The organism is Microbacterium hibisci (genome assembly GCF_015278255.1).
Taxonomy (GTDB): domain Bacteria; phylum Actinomycetota; class Actinomycetes; order Actinomycetales; family Microbacteriaceae; genus Microbacterium; species Microbacterium hibisci.
In genome coordinates this window covers 356,435-376,146 of the sequence record NZ_JADIJC010000002.1, presented here as the reverse complement: position 1 = coordinate 376,146, position 19,712 = coordinate 356,435, and the positions used below count along the sequence as shown (strand labels likewise).

Sequence of the window (19,712 nt, the reverse complement as noted above, 5' to 3'; positions counted from 1 at the left end):
CTCGGAGTGCCGATCCCGCCGAGGACGCCGGCCTCGCCCGCGTACAGCGTGATGTTGACGCCCGTGACGTCGATCGTGGGCCGGCCGTCGGCATCCAGGATCCGCGCCGGCGAGTGCAGCACGACGTCGCCGTCCGTCGAGTGGATGTGGCCGACCAGCATGTCGCCCACGATCTCGGTGGCGGTGATGTTCCCGTTCGTGCGCAGGAAGATCTGCGACACGTTGGAGACCATGCCCGGGTCGTCGACCGGTCCGGTGTGGCCGGCGCCGCCGGTCCAGGCGGAGTCGACCTGCGCGACGATGTGCACCGTCGTGTCAGGGCTGTCGGCGATCACGCCGTGCGTGGCGCTGTCGATGCTGGTGGTGAAGCAGGTCTTGGGCTCCTGGCCGCCGGTCGTGACATGGCACACGTCGATGTCGTCGCCCGCGCGGAGGTCGGCGAAGTCGTAGGTGGACTCGATCTCGCCGTCGACGTCTGTGCCGAGCGCGCGCAGGATGTGCGCGAGGTCGGGGTCGGAGACGTCGGGCCGGAAGTGGGTCTCGTACGAGCCTGAACCCGTGCCGCAGTTGCCCGGATACGGTCCCGCACAGAGGTTCCGGTCGTAAGAGCTGCCGTCGTTGACGGCCGGCGCGTAACCCGAGCCCAGCGCGTAGTGGTAGTACCTCGACAGGATCGACGGGTGGTAGAGGTCGACGACGACGAGCACGAGCCCGGTCTGGCCGTCGCCGTTCTTCGAGTCGTTGAGCACCACGTCGACGTCGTCGCCGGCACGGACCCGGTCGATGACGATCGTCCCGGGCGTTCCGAGCGCGATCTGCGCCGGGTCGATGCGCCGGAAGTAGGTCAGATCGACCACGGCGTCGCGACCGGCGTCGATGGTCACGCCGGGCAGCTTGCGGCAGGGGCCGGTGCCGGGTCCGCCGCAGAAGTCGTCGTCGGGGTGGATGTAGTCCACGAGCTCGACCTCGATCGGGTTCCGCTCCGGGTCGGGGTTGGCGTGCGTCGGGCTCTGGTGGCCGATGTTCCCGTGCGGTGCGTCGAGCGTCAGCACGTTCGTGCGGATGAGCTCGTGGCCGGACCCCGACAGGATGTCCCCCGACGCGTTGTGGATCCACGTCCTTCCCAGCGGGTTCTCGATGTAATCGTCGAGGCGGATGAACGGCTGACGTACCGGGCACACGAATGCACATGTGTTGTGGACCTTCACCTCGGTCGGCGGGAAGGTGTACTCGATGTCGAAGTCGAAGGTCGTGTTCGGCGAGTCCTCTGCGAGCGACACGTTCGCCGCGGCGCCGTTGTCGCGGATGTCGTCCACGCGGATGTCGATGCGCGGCGGGTTCTGGGTGTTGACGACATCGATGATGTTGGTCACCAGATTCAGGCTGGACGCGTTGAGGATCCGCACGAAGTCCCACGTCTGCTGGAACTCGAACCGGCCCACGCCGCCCCAGATGACACCCACCGGACCGCAGTCGTGGGGCCCGCACACGCCGGCCAGACTGTTCGCCAGGAACCGCGCCTGAGCGCCGTGGTCGTAGACGATGTCGTCGACCGTGATCGTGGTGCCGGTGAGCTGGCCCGTGGTGTGCGTGTCGGTGAACGGGTTGTCTTCGAAGCAGTGGCCCTGGTCGTCGCAGACGCGCACGTTCGAGATGGCGATGATCGTGCCGTCGGCGGCGACCTCGAGCACCGGGTTGGGCTCGCCGAGCATGATGACGCGGCTCTCCCAGAAGATGTCGCGGCGCAGTGTCGCATTGGTGCCGTTGTCGTCGCCGTCGTTGCCGAAATCGAGGAGCCCGTCCGAGGTCGTCGCGTGGCGGCGGAGCTGCGCGATCTGGTCGTTGACCGCAACAGTGAGGTCCGAGGTCGTGATGGTCGCGCCCGACCGGCCGATCACCTTCGCCTGCATCGCCTGGGGCTCGACCGGCGAATCAGCGGGGCCGATGAGGTTGCGGATCTCGAAGATGCGGGCGTAGGAGTCGGTGGCGCCGCCCCCGCAATCGCACTCGGCGAACGCATCGGCGTTCAGGTCGACGCCCAGCCATTCGGCGAGGATCGACGTGTCGACGTGGCCGGTCAGCTGCAGGCCCGCGACGAGGTAGGTGCGGGTGTAGCCCTCGATCGCGATCTCGGAGTCCGCATCGGAGTCGGCACCCAGCGCGATCGCGTACGTCTTCGTGTGCGCGTATGCCTTCATCGCGTCGACGAACGCGCCGATGCGGACGTGGCGCGCGGTGATGACGCCGCCCGCCTCGGTCGTCGTGTCGGCGCTGTCGTCGCCGATGCCGACGTACACATTCGCCTCCGTCTCGGCCGAGGCCCCCAGGCCGCCGACGTCGGCGATGGAGTCCGCGAAGCCATCGACGTAGGTGTGCGACTCCACGGCGACCCGGTTGCCACCGCGCAGAGTCCCCGCGGTCACCGTCTTGGTGTCGTATGCCGCCCAGGCGGTGGTCGATCCGAACGATCCGCCGACGAATCCGCCCTGCTGCGTGTTGGCGTACACCCGCGGGCGCAGGTCGCTGTGCGAGGCGACGAGGACGTCACCGGATGCCTCGACCACCGCGCCCGCCGCGACGGTGACGGTGTTCGTGACCGTGGTCTTGGCCCGGGCGGCCGAGTCGCCGATCGAGATCGCACCGCCGCCGGCGTTGCCCGCGACGCCCTTGGCGAGCGCCGTGCCGTGCGTGGTGATGCTGACGTCGCCACCCTTCACGTGGGCCCCCGCCTCGACCGTCGCCGAGATGACGAGGGTCGTGGTGGCGTCGGAGGATGCCGTCGACACGTTGATCGCACCGCCGCCGCCGCCCGCCGCGGTGGCCGAGACGACGCCGTCGCTCGAGCTCGCCGCGCCGGAGGGGCCGCCGATCCCGTCGAGCTTCTGCACGCCGGTCCCGGCGGCCAGCTGCAGGACCAGGCGCTGCTCGCCGCTGCCGGCGCCGGTGAGGTCCAGGCCCTCCACGCGGAAGATGTGCGGGTACCCGCCGCCGTCCGTCAGGTTGATCGCAGTGCCGCCGAGCGTCAGCGAGAGCTGGAAGGTGGAGCCGTTCGCGCCGACCACGTAGTAGCCGCGTCCGTCGTCGAGGTTGCCGATCTCGAAGTCGCCGTCGGCGTCCAGGCGGTGGCGCGTGAGCTTTCCGTTCGCGGTCTGGTCGGCGGTGAGGCCGATCGCGATGACCGAGCCGCCGAGGGTGTCGTTGCCGCCGAGGCCGGCCGGCGACGACTGGCACCCGTTCCCGTGCTCGTCGATCCCGACGGCGCGGCAGTAGGTGGTCGCCAGGCGCAGGTGCTGGCCGTCGTTGCGGATCACGTAGTAGTACGTGCCGCTCGACAGCCCGCCGATGGCGCTCCCGCCGGCGGCGGTGTAGTACACCCGGGTGCCGCTGGTGGGCACGGTGTCATCGATCGACTGGTTGCCGTCCTGGTCGATGCCCACGTTGATGACGTTGCCCGCGACGGCCGCGCTCGAGAACAGGCCCGCGGGCGGCGCCGTGTGGTAGGTGACGTACTGCCCGTTGCTGAAGCCGCCCGAGATCCGGTCGTCCGTGTCGTCGATGTCGCCTCCGGTGATCACCTGCGGCGGGTGCACGACGTCGACAGACGCGGACTGGAGCTTGATGCGGAAGACGTCGATCACGTAGACCTTGTAGACCCCACCCGCGACGAGACCGCCGATGGCCCCGCCGCCGGGCTGATAGACCACCACGTCGCCGGTCTTGAGGTTGTGCGCACGCCCGCCGAAGTCGATGATGTCGGTCGCCGGGTCGATGGTGGCGCCCTCGACCGTTTCCGGCGTCGAGGGGTCGTCGAAGATGAAGGTCACGCCCAGCATCAGCGTCGTCGCGCCGGTCACGATCACGTTGACGGTGCGTCCCTCCAGGTTCGACGCGATCATCGTGCCGCCCTGCGACCGGTAGATGACGGCCTGACCGTCGTATGCGTTGTGCACCTTGCTGAACGTGATCGTGTTCGACGACACCGCCGCTCCGTCGAACGTGCCGTCCGAGGCATCCGCCGGCTTGACGTTGCTCGTCGCGTCGAGGGTGATGCCGCCGGTCGTGCTCGTGATCGACGCTCCGCCGGTGATCGTCGCCCGCACCGTCGGGTTCATCCAGGCCGAGGCGCCGAACAGGTTGATGTTGAGCAGACCGCCGGTGCCGCTCGACGTGGCCGCGTCGGCATCGTTGAAGCTCTCGGCCTTCGCCGAGATGTCACCCGAGGCGATGATGACCGACGTGGGCCCGCCGAGCGTCACGGCGACGGTGGGCGTCCCGGTCGCGGTCGACGAGGAGTCGCTGATCGACAGCAGTCCGCCACCGGCGTTCGCCATGCCCGCGAACGACAGATCCTTGGCCTTCGCGAGCACGACGAGCGTCGCCGCTCCGCTTCCCGCCCCGACACGCACGTGGCCGAGGAGGTCGGCACGCGTCGTACCCGAGGCGTCGGCCGTCGGATCGGCGTCGGGGGCGATGTTCGCGAGGAACGCACCCTGGGTGCGCTTGTACGTCGCGCTCGCGGAGTTGTACGAGCGGGCGCTGAGCGTGGCGCTGGCCGACGCCGCGGCCAGGGTGGCACCTGCCTCCACGGTCGCGGTCGTGGAGGCGTGAGCCTGCGCCAGCATGCTGACGCTGCTGATGGCGAGGCCGATCGAGAACGTCACCGAACCGGCGGAGGCGCTCACGGCGTTGCCGACGATGTCGTTCGCGCCGTCGAAGTTGTGCCACGCCAGGACCGACGCGTTCCCGAGCGTGCTGCGGACGAGCCCGGTGCCCGAGATCGAGGACGCGGTGACGGTCTGATCGATCGCGGTCACCGAACCGCCGACACCGGAGGCCAGCACGGAGATCGCCATCGCCTTGTAGAGCGCCGACACTGCGATCCGTGCGTCGGCGAGGACGGTCGCGTCGGCAACCGTCTGCAGCGAACCGCCCACCCGTGTCGTGACGGCCGCCGAGGCGATCGCCTTGAGCGATGCACTGGTGAACCCGAGCCCGACCGAGCCTGCAGCCGAGCGCCCCTCGATGCGGGGACGCGCGTCGGCACGCGCCGTCACGGTGGCGCTCTGGATCGCGCCCGACGTTCCGTCGAAGTACGCGTCGACGCTGCCACCGGACGTCGCGGTGCCGATCACGACGCCGATGCCCGCGAGAAGGCCTGCCGCGAGCGAGAGCGCGTCGACCTGGGCATCTCCGAACGACCGGGCGAGCACGCGCAGGAGCGACGAGGCGCTGATCTGAGTGCCGCCGCCGACGCCGGCGACCAGCACCGGCGAGTTGGTCGCCTTGGCCTCGGCGCCGCCGATGCCCGCGCCGAGACCGATGCTTCCCAGCGTCGCTCGCGCGAACGCCGGCGCGACGATCTGGGCGGCATCCGACATGGCGCCGTTGTCGTCGTTGATAGCACCGAAGATGTAGCTCGGCGAGAGGGGGTTGCCCGCCGCATCGACGTTGGCGCGCGCGACCAGCTCCACGAGGCCGCCCGACAGCGACCCGCCGCCGGCGGTGTACGCCTTGACGGTCGGCGCCACTGTCGCGTTCGACGTGGTCCACCCTGCTGCGGCGCCCGCCGAGAGGCCGAAGCCCTTCGCGTCGGCGACGGCCACCGCGATCGCGGCGGCCACGAACGAGATCGCGGCGCTGCCCGCGTTCACCTGCGCCTGGTCTCCGAGGTACGCCAGGACGGTCGGAGACGAGACCGCCGTCGCGTCCGTGCCGGCGATGTCGAGGCCGAGGCTGACGCTGAGCGATGCGGACGAGGCGAGCGGCTGAGAGGTGTGCGCGGCCGTGACCGTGACCGCCCCCGTCGTGGTCACGCTGGTCGGGTCTGCCGGGTCGGCGGCGGTGGTGCCCGCCTTCGGTCCGATGTACGCCGCGGTCGTGGTCGTGTCCTCGGCGTGCAGTTCGACGCCGGCTCCGCCGATGAGCGACACGCCCACCGCAGCGCTGGAGACGCTCGGGCTGCTGGTGCCGCCCGCGGTCATCGTGACAGATCCGGCCGTGACGTCCGCCCGGTCGTCGATGTGCGCGGCGATGAGTCCGGCCGTGTACGCCTCGAGATGAACGAACGAGATGCTGATCGGCGCGACCGTGATGCGCGTGGCGGTCGCGGTCGACACGGCGGTCCGGCTCGCGGTCATCGTGATCGCACCCGACCCCAGGGTCACCGTCTCGTTGTCGCCGATGAAGACCTCGGTGGTCCCGCCGACGCGCGACACCGGATTGGTGACGAGGATGCTGGCGAGTGCCGCGAGGCCCACCATCTTCGCATCGGTGACGGCGTCGGGGGTCGCCGTCGCGGTGATCGTGAGCGAGCTCGCCGAAACCGTCTTGCCGTTGCCGACGTAGGCCCGCGTGTCACCCTGCGAGCGGGCGTCGGGCTGCAGCAGCTGCACGGCGAGCGTGCCGCCGGAGACACCGCCGACGTTCGCGGTGGCGTCGTCATCCGAGATGGCGGAGATCGTGACGGCTCCCGAGACGATGGCCCCGCCGAGCGCGGCCTCCGTCGCCGTGCCCACCTCGGCGCGGGCATAGGCGACGGCGACGCTCAGACCGAATCCGATGGAGATGATCTCCGATGCGTCGGCGAGAGCGGTGTTGTGCGAGTTGGCGGTGGCCGAGGCGGACAGTCCGCTGGTGACCTGTCCGGCATACGTCGCGCCGGTGCGACCGCTCACCTTCGCGAGCGGCAGTTGCACGGTCACCGCCACAGCCCCCACCGTGGGCGCGTTCGAGGTGGACGTGGCGTCGTAGGTCGAGTCGGCCGTGACGATGAAGGCGCCCGACGTGGCCGCGGTGCTGAAGGCGTCGTCGCCGCCGGCGACCGTGTCGGCCGAAACCTTCGCGGTCGTCGAGATCCCGGCCATGGCGCCGAGGCCCGCCGCGATGAACAAGCTGTCGGCGTCGGCCTTCATGATCGCGTCGGCGTCGATCGTGATCGAGCCCGATCCCGCGATGGCACCGTCGAGCAGGGCGCGCACCGACCCCGAGACGGTCGCCTCGATCACGACGAACCCTGCGGAGATCAGACCGCCGCCGAGGCCCGCCAGCGTGCTGCGCGCGAGGTTCTGCTCACCCGAGAACGTGGAGAGCAGCGCCTTCACGGTGACGGCGCCCGAGACGTTCACCGACGCGGTGGATCCGACGACGGCGAGCGTCTCACCCGACACGATCGCGGTCGAACTGACACCGGTGACGCTGGTCCCCGCCGACACCGTGGCCGTCTTCGTGTCGGCGACCGCCTGGTTGCCGGCCTGAGCCTGTACGAACAGGCTGGCCGTCTTGATCGGCGTCGACAGGATGTCGCCGTCGAAGCGTGCGGTCGTCGCGCCGGCCACCTCTGCGGTCGTGACCTGCACGGTGACGGCCGCGGCGATGCCGGCGCCCACGGCGAGCGTGTTCGAGGTGGCGCGGTTCGTCGACGTCGCCTGCACCGTGACGGGGTCACCAGGTGCGCTGACGATCGAGCCGGCCTTCACCTCGGCCGTCGTCGCCGCCGCGGCGGCGATCCGGGCGGTCGACACGTTCACCGCCGCTCCGGCGATGCCGCCGATGCCGACCATGGCGACCTCGCTCGTCGCGCGGTTGGCGCTGGTGGCCGTCACGCTGACGCCCGCGTTGCCGGTGACGTCGCCCTCGACCGACACGGTCGTTGCGCCCGAGACCGTTGCGGTCGGCACCGAGACGGCGGCACCGCCGAGCAGCCCGCCGGCGGCGAGGTCGGTGTGCACGTCGGCGGTGTTGGCCGACGTCGCGGTGAATGCGACCGCGCCCGTGCTGGCGATCAGCTGGTCGTTGTTCGCGTCCGCCGAGGTGGCGGCGACCACGGCGGCGGCGGTCACGGCGGCGGTCAGCACGTTGACGCCGATGCCTGCGCCCAGCGAGCCGGCGACGAGCAGCACCCGCGCCTGAGCGAAGTTCTGTCCGTTCGCGGTCACCTGCACCGAGGCCGACGACACGACGTCGCCGTCGAGCGCGGCGACGAGCGCGCTTCCGACCCGCGCGTCGGCGATGACGACCGCACCTGAGAACGCCATGCTGACCTGGATGCTGTTGACCAGCGCGATCGCCTCGTTGCGACCCGGCTGCGTCGCGGTCACGACGACGGCTCCGGTGGCGGAGATGGCCGCCGGTCCCGTGACGCGGGCCGCGATCTCCGCACCGTCGGTCACGACGGCGATGGCGACCGATGCGTTGAACGCCGCGCCGGCGACACCGACGACGTCGACCTGCGCGGTCGCCTGCTGGCGACCCGCGGCGCTCACCGTCACGTCGTCGGCCGACACGGAGCCGCTCAGGCGCGCTGTGGTGTGACCCGACACCGTGGCGATCGGCACCATGGCGGTGATGGCGGCGCCACCGACGGAGACGCCAGGTGTGTAAGCCTGCACCGCGTTGACGGCGGATGCGGTCACGCTGACGTCGGCTGTCGGGACGGCCGCGAGGCTGAGGCTCCCGCCGAGCTCCGCCTCCGTGTCGCGGTCGCTGGTGGCGACCAGCACGGTGACGCCGACGGCGACCAGGCCGGTCGAGACGTTGACGGCCAGCGGCGCGATGGTGGAGCGTTCTGCGGAGGCGGCGACCGTGACGTCGCCGTCCACGGTTCCGGTCGCGAAGGACTCGGCCCGTGTGAGGCCGGAGTAGGTGATGACCGCGACGACTCCGCTGAGGCCGACGGCGATGCCCCCCGCGACGCCGACCGACAGCACGGTCGGGACGAAGCGGTCGGACGCACGGACGTCGAGGCCGGCGATGTGGTCGAGGGCGACGGCTCCGACGCTCGCCAGCGCGTTGCCGTCGATGGTGATGACCGCGACCGAGACGCCCGCGGCACCGGCGCCGACCGTGACGCCGATCGCGTAGACCGACACCTCGCGGTCTGCCCGGGCGTTCACGTACAGCCCGCCGTCGGCGCGATCGACGGACGCGCCGGTGTCGACGTGGGCGGTCTGCTGGGCGTGATCGTTGAGTACCGCCACCTGTCCGGCGATCGCGATGAAGCCTCCGGCCCCCGCGACGCCGATCTGGGTGGTGCGCTCGGTCGCGAGCGCCTTGACGTCGACGCGACCGGCTGCGTCGACGTGCGCCCCGCTGTAGATGCCGGCGTCCGTGTCGAGCCCGATCGTGAGCACCGTGACGCCGGCTCCGATCGCGCCGACGCCTCCGGCGACGGCACCCGCGAGGGCGAAGACGACGAGCTCGTCGGTCGCGACGACGCTGATGCCGGCGAGCTGCGAGTGAACGCTGCCGTAGATTCCCGCGGATGTTCCGGACGGCGGGGCCGGCTGTGTGAAGCGCTGTGCGGTCGGCGACGTCTGGTTCGACGAATTGCCGACGGCGGTGCCGGTGCTCGCCATCGTGCCGTACACCGTGGTCGCGTACGGGGTGCTGCCCGAGCCCGATGGTGCAGCGCCGAGGATCGACTTCCAGCCGCTGCTCCCGCCGCCGGCGACCACCTTGTCGGCGTCGGTCTGCGAGCTCTGACCGCCGCCGTAGTTCGTCGGGTCGGTGTCCTGGATCGCGCTCCAGTCGGCCGGCGAGCTGTTCGGCTGGGCGCCCTTGCTGACACGCTTGGCGGTGTACCGCTGCCCGCCGAAGGTGACGACATCGGCGGTGTGGTACTCGACGTCGCCGGCCCACTCACCCCGGTCGGGCCCGCTGCCGTCGCTGGAGTACGACGCCGTCGGCTGCGTGCCGATCGACCACACCGAGACCGCTCCAGCGGCACCGACGAAGCCGGCGCCGACGCTCATCGCATACGACTGCACGTGCTTGACGCCCAGGGCGTTGACCGCGACGTCGCCCTTCGCCCACACATCCGTTCCGGTGGCGAGGTAGGCGGTCACGCCGATGCTCGCGACACCGATGTCGACGCCGCCCGCCGCGCCCACGAAGCCGCCCGCGGCACCGCCGGCGAACGTGACGGAGTCGAAGCGATCGGCGGCGGTGACCGAGACGCCCTGCTGGCTGGAAGCCGCCGACACCGTGCCCGCCGCGTTGACGGTCGTGCCGAGGTCGATGTAAGCCTGCGTGACGACGGTGAAGATGTTCACCCCGACGTTCGCGGTGACGCCGACGAAGCCGGCGCCGACGCCCGCGACGAGCCCGAACAGGCTCTCGCGCGAGATCGCCTGGACAGCCAGGCCGTGGAACTCGCCGAACGACGGGAAGTCGCCCGCCGAGATGAGGCCGTTGCTGACACCGCCGAGCCCCGAGCCATGGCCTCCGACGACGATGGTGTTGGTCTGCCCGACAACGGCCCTGGTCGTCTTGTCGATGACCGCGACGCCGACGCCCACGCCGACGCCGACGTAGCCGGCGGCGACCGAGGCGGTCACGAGGATCAGGCGGTCGTCGGAACGGGCGAGCACGCCGATGTCGCCGACGGCGCGCAGCACGACGTCGTCGCCGGTGCGGGCGATGGTGGACGTGGTGACGACGGTGACGCCGACCGTGCCCGCGACTCCGACGGTGCCGCCGCCGGCGGCGGCGTTGACCGACACGATGCGGAGCGACGAGTGGGCGACGACGACGATGTCGTCGCGGGCGTTCACCACGGCGCCGTCGCGGATCTCGGCCGTCGTGGTGAGGTCGATGACCCGCACCGCAGCCGAGGCGCCGACGCCGGCGGTTCCGCCGATCGCGAGTGCGGCGGCGAGGCCGAGCGTGCCGAACGAGCTGGATGCCGACACCAGGACGGACTGGCCGGTTCCCGCCGACGCGGGGTCGTTGCCGCTGCACGCGACGTCGCCGCAGTTGATGAGGGCGCCTGCGCCGATCCACGATTCGACGTGGACGGTGGCGACGGACACCGAGCCCGAGAGCGTGACGGCCGCGGTGCCGGAACCGCCCGCCGAGATGCCGATGCCGGCGAGGTAGGTGCTGTCGGTCGCCGTGACGGCGACGCCCGCGAAGCCGCTCTTGACGGGTGCGCCGGTCGACTGGTGACCGAGGGCCGAGGCATCCGCCGCCGGAAGCTCGCCCGAGCCGACGATGCTGTGCGAGCGGCCGTTGCCGGTCGAGTTGAAGACGATGGGGACGACGGGTCCGGCGACGCCGTTGCAGTCGTCTGCCAGTCCGGTGGCCTGGCACTGGGTGCGGGCGATCTGGAAGTGGTCGGGATCGGCGTTGACGACGTAGTAGGTCGCGCCGTCTTCGAGTCCGCCGATGGGAGTGCCGCCGCCGGCGCTGTAGATGACCGGGTCGCCGACGTTCACCGTCAGGTCGTAGGGAAGGACGAGGTAGTCGGCCCCGACCGCGTACTGTGCGGTGAACCGCGGCGATACGTCGGAGGGGAGGCCGGGCTGGGTGGTGGGCACGAACCGCTGGTTCTCGCCCATCTTGACGCCGGCGGGGAGGCTCAGACCGCCGAGGAGGGAGCCCGGCGCGCAGGAGTATTCGTTGGATCCCGGCGACAGCGGAGGCCCACGCTGGGTGCACAGCTTGATCGCGGTACTCGAGACCGGGATGGCGTAGTAGGTACCGCCGTCGGTCAGTCCGTTGATCGGCGCGCCGCCGCCGGCGTCGTACACGACCTGCTGCCCGGACTTGAACCCGTGCTGGTATCCGAGGTTGATGGTGGCGCCGTCGGCTTGGAGACCGGTGCCGTTGATGGGGCTGTGCGGGTAGGGCGTCGGGTAGCCGCCGAGGGTGGCGCGCGGATCGAAGCGGGTGTCGGCGCCCGCGGGGTTGAATGGCCCCGACGACACCGTCGTGTGCGTCATGTGCCCGGCCAGCGCCCGCGACGTCACACGTGCGCCGTCGCCGATCCACGAGTGCGTCGTCTTCGTCACGACCGGCACCGCGACGCCGGCGCCCACCGCCGCCGTCCCTGCCACGGAGATGTTGCCCGCGATCGTGAAGAGCGTGAAGTCGTCGGCCGCGGCCACGATCACGTTGCCGCCTGCGACGACGGTGGCAGAGGCTCCGATCCAGGCCTTCGTGGTGACGGTGATGACGGGGACCGCAGCGTTGACGGTGACCGCGGCGGTGCCGCCGACCGAGCCGCCCGCCGAGATCGAGTCGATCTGCTCGGACGAGGTCGCGCTCACCACGACGTCGCCGTTGGCGTTCACGACGGCGCCGCTGCCGACGTTCGCCTGCGTGGTCTTGTGGACGACCTCGACGTCGACGCCGACGCCGACGCCCGCTGTCCCGCCGACCGCCAGCACGCCGGCGAGCGCGAGGACCGTGGTTTCGTCGGACGCCTGCACCACGACGTCCTGCGTGAGGCTGGGGTTCGCGTTGACGCACGAAGCCCCCACGCAGTTGACCTTCGCCCCGTCGCCGATGCTCGCGCTCGTGGTGTCGGTCAGGACGTTGACAGTGACCGATCCGCCGACGCCGACCGAGTTGCCGCCCGCGCCGCCGACGGCGAAGAGGAGGAAGTCGCCGGACTGCTCCGCCTTGACGAGAGTGTCCCCGGCGGCCTGGACATCGGCACCGCCCGCGATCTGGGCGGTGACGTGGTTGTCGCGGACGTTCACCGTCACCGACGCGCCGACGCCCGTGCCGCTGCCCGAGACGGCGATGTTGCCGCTGGACAGCTTCGCGACGACCGTCTTCTTCGCGTGCACGGCGAGGTCTCCGTTGGCCCGCACCGTCGACTGCCCGATGCGGGCGAGCGTCTGCGGGTCGCTGCCGCCCTGGTTCGCCACGATCACCAGCACCGCTCCGGTCGCCGCGACGCTGCCGCTGATCGTCACACCACCCGACACCGCGAGAACGAACCAGTCCTCGCTCGACGTGGCCTCGACCCTCACGTCCCCGCCGGCGCGCACCGCGGCCTGGTCGCCGATCCAGGCGCGGACATCGGAGTTGGAGATCTCGACGGCGACGGTGATGCCGACGCTCGACGAGTCCATGCTGAGGGCCAGCGCGCCGGAGGCATCGACGACCGTGACGGCGTCGCTCGCCGAGACGGCGACGTGCTGCCCGGCGCCGCCCACGGCGCCCGTCTGATTCAGCTGCGCACCGTTGCCGATCCACGCGCGCGTCTGCAGATTGAAGATGTTGACGATGAACGCCCCCACGACCGCGGTCCCCTGCGTCGCGCCGCCGGCGATCGCGATGTTGCTCACGGCGGGGATGTCGACCTTGCCCTTCAAGGGGTCCGGCAGGTCGGGCGCGATCGGGTCGAGGGTCGTCGTCGCGGTGACCGAGATCGCGCCGGATGCGTCGACCTCCGTGACGGATCCGACCGTCGAGTCGACCCAGGCCCGGGTGTCGACCTCGAGGTAGTTGACGAGGAATGCGCCGCCCACGGCGGCGTCCGACCCGGTCCCGAGGGCACCCGAGATGGCGAGGTTCTGCAGCCGCATGGGCTGCGCGGCGGACACGGTCACTCCCCCGGCCGGTGCGTCGATCTCTGCTCCCGCGCCGACGGATGCCTCCGAACTGAGGAGCAGGATCTGCACCGCCGCGCTGCCGGCCACGGACGTGTTCTTTCCGCCGGCGGCAGCGAACGACCACACGATGAAGTCGTTGTGGGTCTCGGCGGGAGCTGCGGCCACGACGGTGACCCCGGTCTGGCCGGTCGCGTGCGTCCCGGCGCCGATGGTCGCGCGGTTGGTCGCGTCCTGCACGTTGAGCCCGATCGTGGCGCCCACGCGCGTGCCGCCGTTGGTGACGTCGATCGCGGTGCCGATGGCGAAGACGTAGGCCCGCTGGGCCAGGAGCGACCGCACGACGAGCTCGCCCGTCGTCGCGGTGACCGTCACGTTCGGGGCAATGCGAGCTGCCGAGGTCGCGACGAGCCAGTTGACGCCCACCGCTGCGGCGACGGCCGTGGTGTCGCTGCTGCCGCTGCCGGACTGTCCCGACTGCGCGGACTGCTGCTGGTTCGCCCCGTTGCCGCCGTTCTGGCCGTTGGTGCCGCCGTTGGAGGTCGGCATGCCCGCGGTGTCGTCGCGCGTGCCCGCCGTGTTCGGGTTCTTGTCGCCGTTGACAGCCTCGGTGGACTTCTGGTCGCCCGACTTGGTGTCGCTCGCCTCGGCGCCCTCCGCCGATGCCTCCACCTTCGCCTCGGTGAAGGCCAGGGAGTCGGCGACGACCGAGACCGCCGTCGCGGAGGCATCCCTCGCGACCTCGGCGAGGGTGTCCCACCCGACGACCGCGTTCACGGCGATGATCGCGCCGACCGCGGCGCTCTTGCCGGCCGCCTTCGCGTTGCCGTCCGTGCGGATCCGCAGCTGGTGAGTGGCGGTGACGCTCAGCGTCCCGAGGACATCGGTGGCTGCTCCGGCTCCGAGACGCGCGGTGACGTCGTCGTCCACGCTGATCACCAAGGCGACTACGGGTGCGATGGCGGCCGCACCGGTGGAGCTGCTGCCGCCTTCGGCCTTCGTGATGAACTCGCGGAGACCGTGGGCCGTGATGGCCAGCCCGGTGCCGCCGGTGAGAGCGGCGCCGTCCTGGATCTCGGCGAGGACATCGCTGCCGTCGACGACCTGCAGCACGAACACCGCGCCGACGCCGGTCGCCTTGCCCTGCGCTGACTGCGAGGTCGCGGTCGCGGCATCCCGTTCGTTGCTCTCTGCGGAGATGACGGATGCCGCAGACGACAGTGTGACCGTCGCGCCGGCCGGGACGAGGGCCTCGGTCTGGTTACCGAGGACGTTGATCGCGATCGCGCCGGCGACTCCGACGCTGTCGGACTTGCTGGCGCCGGCCCGCGCGGTGGAGGTCACCTCGTGCTCGAACAGGCGGAACAGCTGATCGTCGGACGGCGACGCGGGCAGCCGGTCACCGGAGCCCACCGTCGCAGCCTGCAGGACCCACTCATGGCTGCCGTTGCGCTTGTAGAAGCCTGCGGCGTGCGTGCCGTCCTGCTTCGTCAGCTGGAACCAGTCGCCTTCTTCGATCTCGTCCTTGGGAAGGTCGTCCTTCTTGGCGTAGACCGCGGCCGTCTGGAACTCCCAGATCGTCCCGTTGAACTTCCAGACCGAGTTGCCCGGGTGCCCGTCCTTCTCGGCCCGCAGCAGGAACAGTGCCCCATTCGACGGGGAAGCCGGCAGCTTGTCGCCGGCGGTGATGGCGCCGGGGGTCGTGTTCGACCAGCTGGAGCCGTCGAACGTGTAGATGCCCTCCTGGCCGGACTCCTTGACGTACGCGGTGTCGTTCTTCGACGGTCCGGGCAGCTGCTCGCCGGAGTCCACGACGATCCACGTCTTCGTGGCGGCATCCCAGCGCCGCACCACGTCGTCGGTGTCGCCGTCGAGCATGCCCGCCTCGACGACGAGACCCGTCGCCGTGATGGTGGAGGCGCCGGTGGTCGCGTCGACGGTGATCTCGACCGCCTGCACCGCAGCGCCGGCACCGATGCCCACGTCGCCCTTGGTCGACGTGTCGCCGCGCGCGTCGGCCTTCGAGTCGATGTCGGCGAGCGCGCGAAGGGTGACGAGCCCTCCCGCGACGATGGCGACGCCGTTCGCGAAGCGGGCGCGCACGGTGGGCGAGACGACGGCGATGGCGATCGCACCCGCGATGGAGAGCGAGGAGCCGTTGTTGTCGTTCGTCGCGGCCTTCGGCGTCGATGAGGTCGACGTCGCCCCGCCGCCGTTCTGCTGCTTCGTGGAGCTCGCCTGACCGAGGTTGGCGTCGGCCTTCTGGTTGACGTCCTTTCCGCCTTCGCCCTTGCCCTCGGAAGGCGAGGCACCCTGGGCGGACGCCTTGGCGGTCGTGTTCGCATCGACGCGCTGCGTGGCGGTGAACGAGGCCGCACCTGCCGTCGTGAGGCTGCGGTCGCTGCCCGACGTCGATGTGATGTCATCGAGGATCGCGAGGGCCAGTGAGACGCCGATCCCGGCGGTGGTGCCGGCGGTGGTCGAGCCCTTGGCCGTGGTGTCGGCGGTGACGGTCTGCGTGGCGGTGGCGGTGATGCTCGACGCGGTGAGCGGAGCGGAGCCTGTGCCGATGGATGCTGCGGTGTGGATGGTCGCGATGACGATGGCGACCGAAGGAGTGATGGACACCCCGCCGCCTGCCGCGCCTGCTTCTGCCTCGGTGGTGAGCGTGACGCCGTGCGTGGCGGTGATGGTCAGTGCGCCTGCGCCGGTGACGGGAGGGCCACGGGTCGCGTTGGCCGCGGGTGCGATGCCCGCGTACACCTCGTGCGTGACGAGGTTGAGACCGAACGCCGCGCCGATGCCGACGGTGCCCTCGCCGGACTGGGTCGCCTTGCCGGACGCCTTGTCGTTGCTCTTCGAGCCGGCGGTGAAGCTCGCGGTGCCGCCCGTGAGCACGATGCCCGGGGGCGGCGTGACCGGGTCGGGCGCGTTCTGGTCGTCGTCGGCGTCTACCACGGCCCGCGTGTCCTCGTCGACGAGGTTGATCGCGAAGGCACCGGCGACGCCGAGCGTGCCACCCGTGCCGGTCGCGCCGGCCTGCGCGACGGCCTCGAACGTGTGCGTGTCGTCCGAGCCGTCGGCCTTGACGGTGGCCGCTGCCGCCAGCGACGCCGCGTGCAGCGAGGCCCCGATCCCAACACCCGCCTCGTTCACGAGGCGCACCTTGTTGACGGCGACTGCCGCGCCGATGCCGACCGTGTCGGAGTTGGTCGCGATGCCCTTGGCGGTGGTCGAGGCATCCGTGTTGTTCGTCGCGGCGAAGGTGACCGCACCCGGCGTGGTGATCGAGGATCCGGCCAGCAGCATGGCCCGCGAGACCGAGGTGACGAGGTTGATGGCGATCGCCGCCGCGACGGACACGGACGTGCCGTCCTCGTTCTTCTGGTCGGGCGTGGAGGTTCCACCGCCGGCGCCGCCCTTGGTCTTGCTGCCGGCGTCCCCCAGCTTCGCATCGGACTTCGTCTTGACGTTGTCGTTGGTCGCGTTGCCGCCGGCGCCTTCGCCGGGCGCACCGGCCGCGCTGGCCTCAGCTGTGGTGGTGGTGGACGACACGCCGTCTGCGGCGAGCGAGACGGGACCGGTCGCCGTGATCGCGCGGGCGATGGATGCCTCCGACTCATGGTCGACGCTCGCCAGTGCGAACGAGATCGTGAGGGCGAGCGACGAGCCGCTGCCGGCCTTCGTGGCGCCGATCGCGGACGTCGTGGCCTTGGCCGTCTGCGTCGCCGTCGCGGCGAGGGAGGCGAGTGCGAGAGCGGGGCCGGACAGGATCCCCGCGAACGTCCGCACATTGTGGATCGCGATGCTCGCGACGCCGGTGAGCGTCGCGCTGGTGCCTCCGTCGGCTCCACCGACCGTCTTGGTCGTGGCGTCGTCGGTGCCGTTGGCGGTGAGCGTGAGCGCGGCGATGCCCGTGGGCGCAGCGCCGGCAGCGATCGCCGCCGTGATGTCGTCGCGGATCAGCGTCAGAGCGACGGAGGCGCCGGCGCCGACAGCACTGCCGTTGTCACCGCCGAGCTCCTGCTTCGCAGTGGCCTGCGCGGTGCTCTTGCTGCTGCCTCGGGCCGTCACGGTCACGGCGCGGTTGCCGAACGAGCTCGCGCCCTCGAGCGTCGCTGACGTCAGCGTGTCGATCTTCGCGAGGGCGAACGAGCCGGCGAAGGCGACGGATCCCGACGCCGGCTTGGCTCCGGAGACAGCCGTCGCGGTGAACGACGAGTCGCCCGAGTCGGGTCCGGCGGCCTCCACGGTCGTTCCACCCGCCGCGTCGAGCGCGCCGCCCGAGATATAGGCGCGCGTCACGAAGTCGAGGATCAGCAGGCCGATGCCGATGCCGACGCCTGCTCCGCTCGCTCCGCCCGAGCCGTCGGTGGTGCCGCCGTTCCCGGTCACGGCGATGGTGTTCTTGGCGTGCGCCCGGTAGGCCTGCGCGCCCGTGGTCACGATCTTCGCGCCGACGGCACGGCCCCGTGTGTCGGTCTCGACGTGAGCGAGCCCGAACGCCGCCGCGATGTCGATGTCGCCTCCGCCGCTCGCGCTGCTGCCGGTGTTGGACTGCCCCGCTCCGCGACTGGGGCTGTTCTGGCTCTTGTTCGACTGGGTCGCGCCGCCCTTGCTGGCGGTGGCGGTCGCCGTCACGTTCGCGGTCTGCTCGGCGAGGACGTCGACGGATGCCGCAGACACCCCGGTCGCGTCGGTCGTCTCGATCGCGGCGTCCGTCGACTGCGACAGGTGGACGACCGCCACGCCCGCGCCGCTGGCCGCCTGGTGCGCGTCGCCGGTCGCCGTCAGCGTCGCGGTGTTCGCCGCGGCGATGCCGAGGGCTCCCGTCACGGCGATCCGGGCGGCCCCTGTGATCTTGGCGACGACGTTCGCCGTGGTCCACAGGACGGCGACGGCGGCGTCGAAGCTGCCGGCCGACTCCTGCTTCGAGCTGTCGGTCTGCGGCACAGCGGATGCGGTGACGGTCGAGGTCGCGCTCATCGTCGCGGCTCCTGCGACGGTGACCGACGAGGTGCCGCCGATGGTGACGGTGGCATTCGAGGTCACGAAAGCGGCATCGCCGTACTGCTTGTTCAGCGTGAAGGCGCCCACGTTCGACGTCGCGGTGGCGGTCAGGTCGCCGTTCGCGACGATGCTCGCCCCGCCTTTGACCTCGACATTCGCACTCGAGTTCACGATCACCGCGTACGCGGTGGCCGCACTCGTGTCCGGATTGACGGTCGAGGTGGCGGTCATGATCAGATCGCCTGTGGTGAGGGACCCGCCGTCGACGATCACCGACGTGTTCGCGTCTTGGTCGAGGCAGCCGAGGATCGAGAAGTCGTCGAAGTCGGTGCAGTCGGCGACGTCGAACGGGATGCCCGCGGTGTTGGTCTCCTCGGCGACCGCCGTGACCGACGCCGCGGTGACCTGCGCGTTCTGGAAGACGATCGACTCGAAGTACGCCTCGAACGCCGCGTTCAGCAGATCGATGATGCCGTTCACGGTGAGCGTGTCGTACCCGCCGCCGCCCGAGATCTTGAGGACCGTGCCGGCTCCGACCGGAGCGTTGAACACCGTGGTCTCGAACGTGCCGTTCGCGCTGCGCAGCTGCAGCTGCCCGGCGGCGGGGCCCTCCTCGAGGACGGCCTGATCGGCGCCGTCGGCCAGGGCGAAGTCGACGCCCGCGCCGGCGTCGTTGTCGGTGACGATGGGCTCGATGCCGGCGTACTCGACGCGCGTCGCGCCGAACTGCATGACGCCGCTGGACCCGTCGACGGGGTTCGACGCGAAGCCGCCTCCGCCGCCGATCGCGAGCGTGTCGAACCCGGCAGCGCCGTCGAAGCCGACGACGATGGCCGGCTGCGCGCCGCCGAAGTGGATGGTGAACGTGTCGTCGCCGCCGGTGCCCGTCACGCGGATCTCGGAGATCTCCGCGAGCGACCGGGTCACCCCTTCGAAGGTGACGGTGCCGTCACCGTGGAACACCAGCGTCGCGAATGTGCCCGACATGGCGAGGTGCCAAGGGGCCGGTGCCACCGGAGCGGCCGGAGCCTGCTCGACGGGAGCTGCCGGCGCAGGGCCGGCCGGCGCAGTCCCGGCAGGCGCTGCGGGTGCGGGTTCGGCGGGCGCCGGCTCGGCCGGAGCAGGCTCGGCTGGCGCGGGCTCGGCCGGAGCAGGCTCGACCGGAGCAGGCTCGGGGACCGGCGCAGGTTCGACCGGCGCGGCGGGCGCGGGCGCGGGCTCGGCCGGCGCAGGCTCCGTCGGCGCGGGCTCGGCCGGAGCGACTCCATCGACGACCTCGAAGGGCCGGACGTTCAGCGCCGCCGGCGAACCCACCATCTCGGCGGTGCCGGACGACTCGTTCGCGGCCGAAGGCCCGCTCAC

General features: G+C 71.2%; 1 protein-coding gene (cut by a window edge). It reads right to left on the bottom strand.

The features are described 5' to 3' along the window. Positions 1 to 19,712, bottom strand: the 5' portion of a protein-coding gene (locus tag IM770_RS05800; RefSeq protein ID WP_203580185.1) for a hypothetical protein. The gene continues 11,557 nt to the left of window position 1, outside the view; 19,712 of the gene's 31,269 nt are visible here — the first part of the coding sequence; its start codon is at positions 19,710 to 19,712; the stop codon falls past the left edge of the window.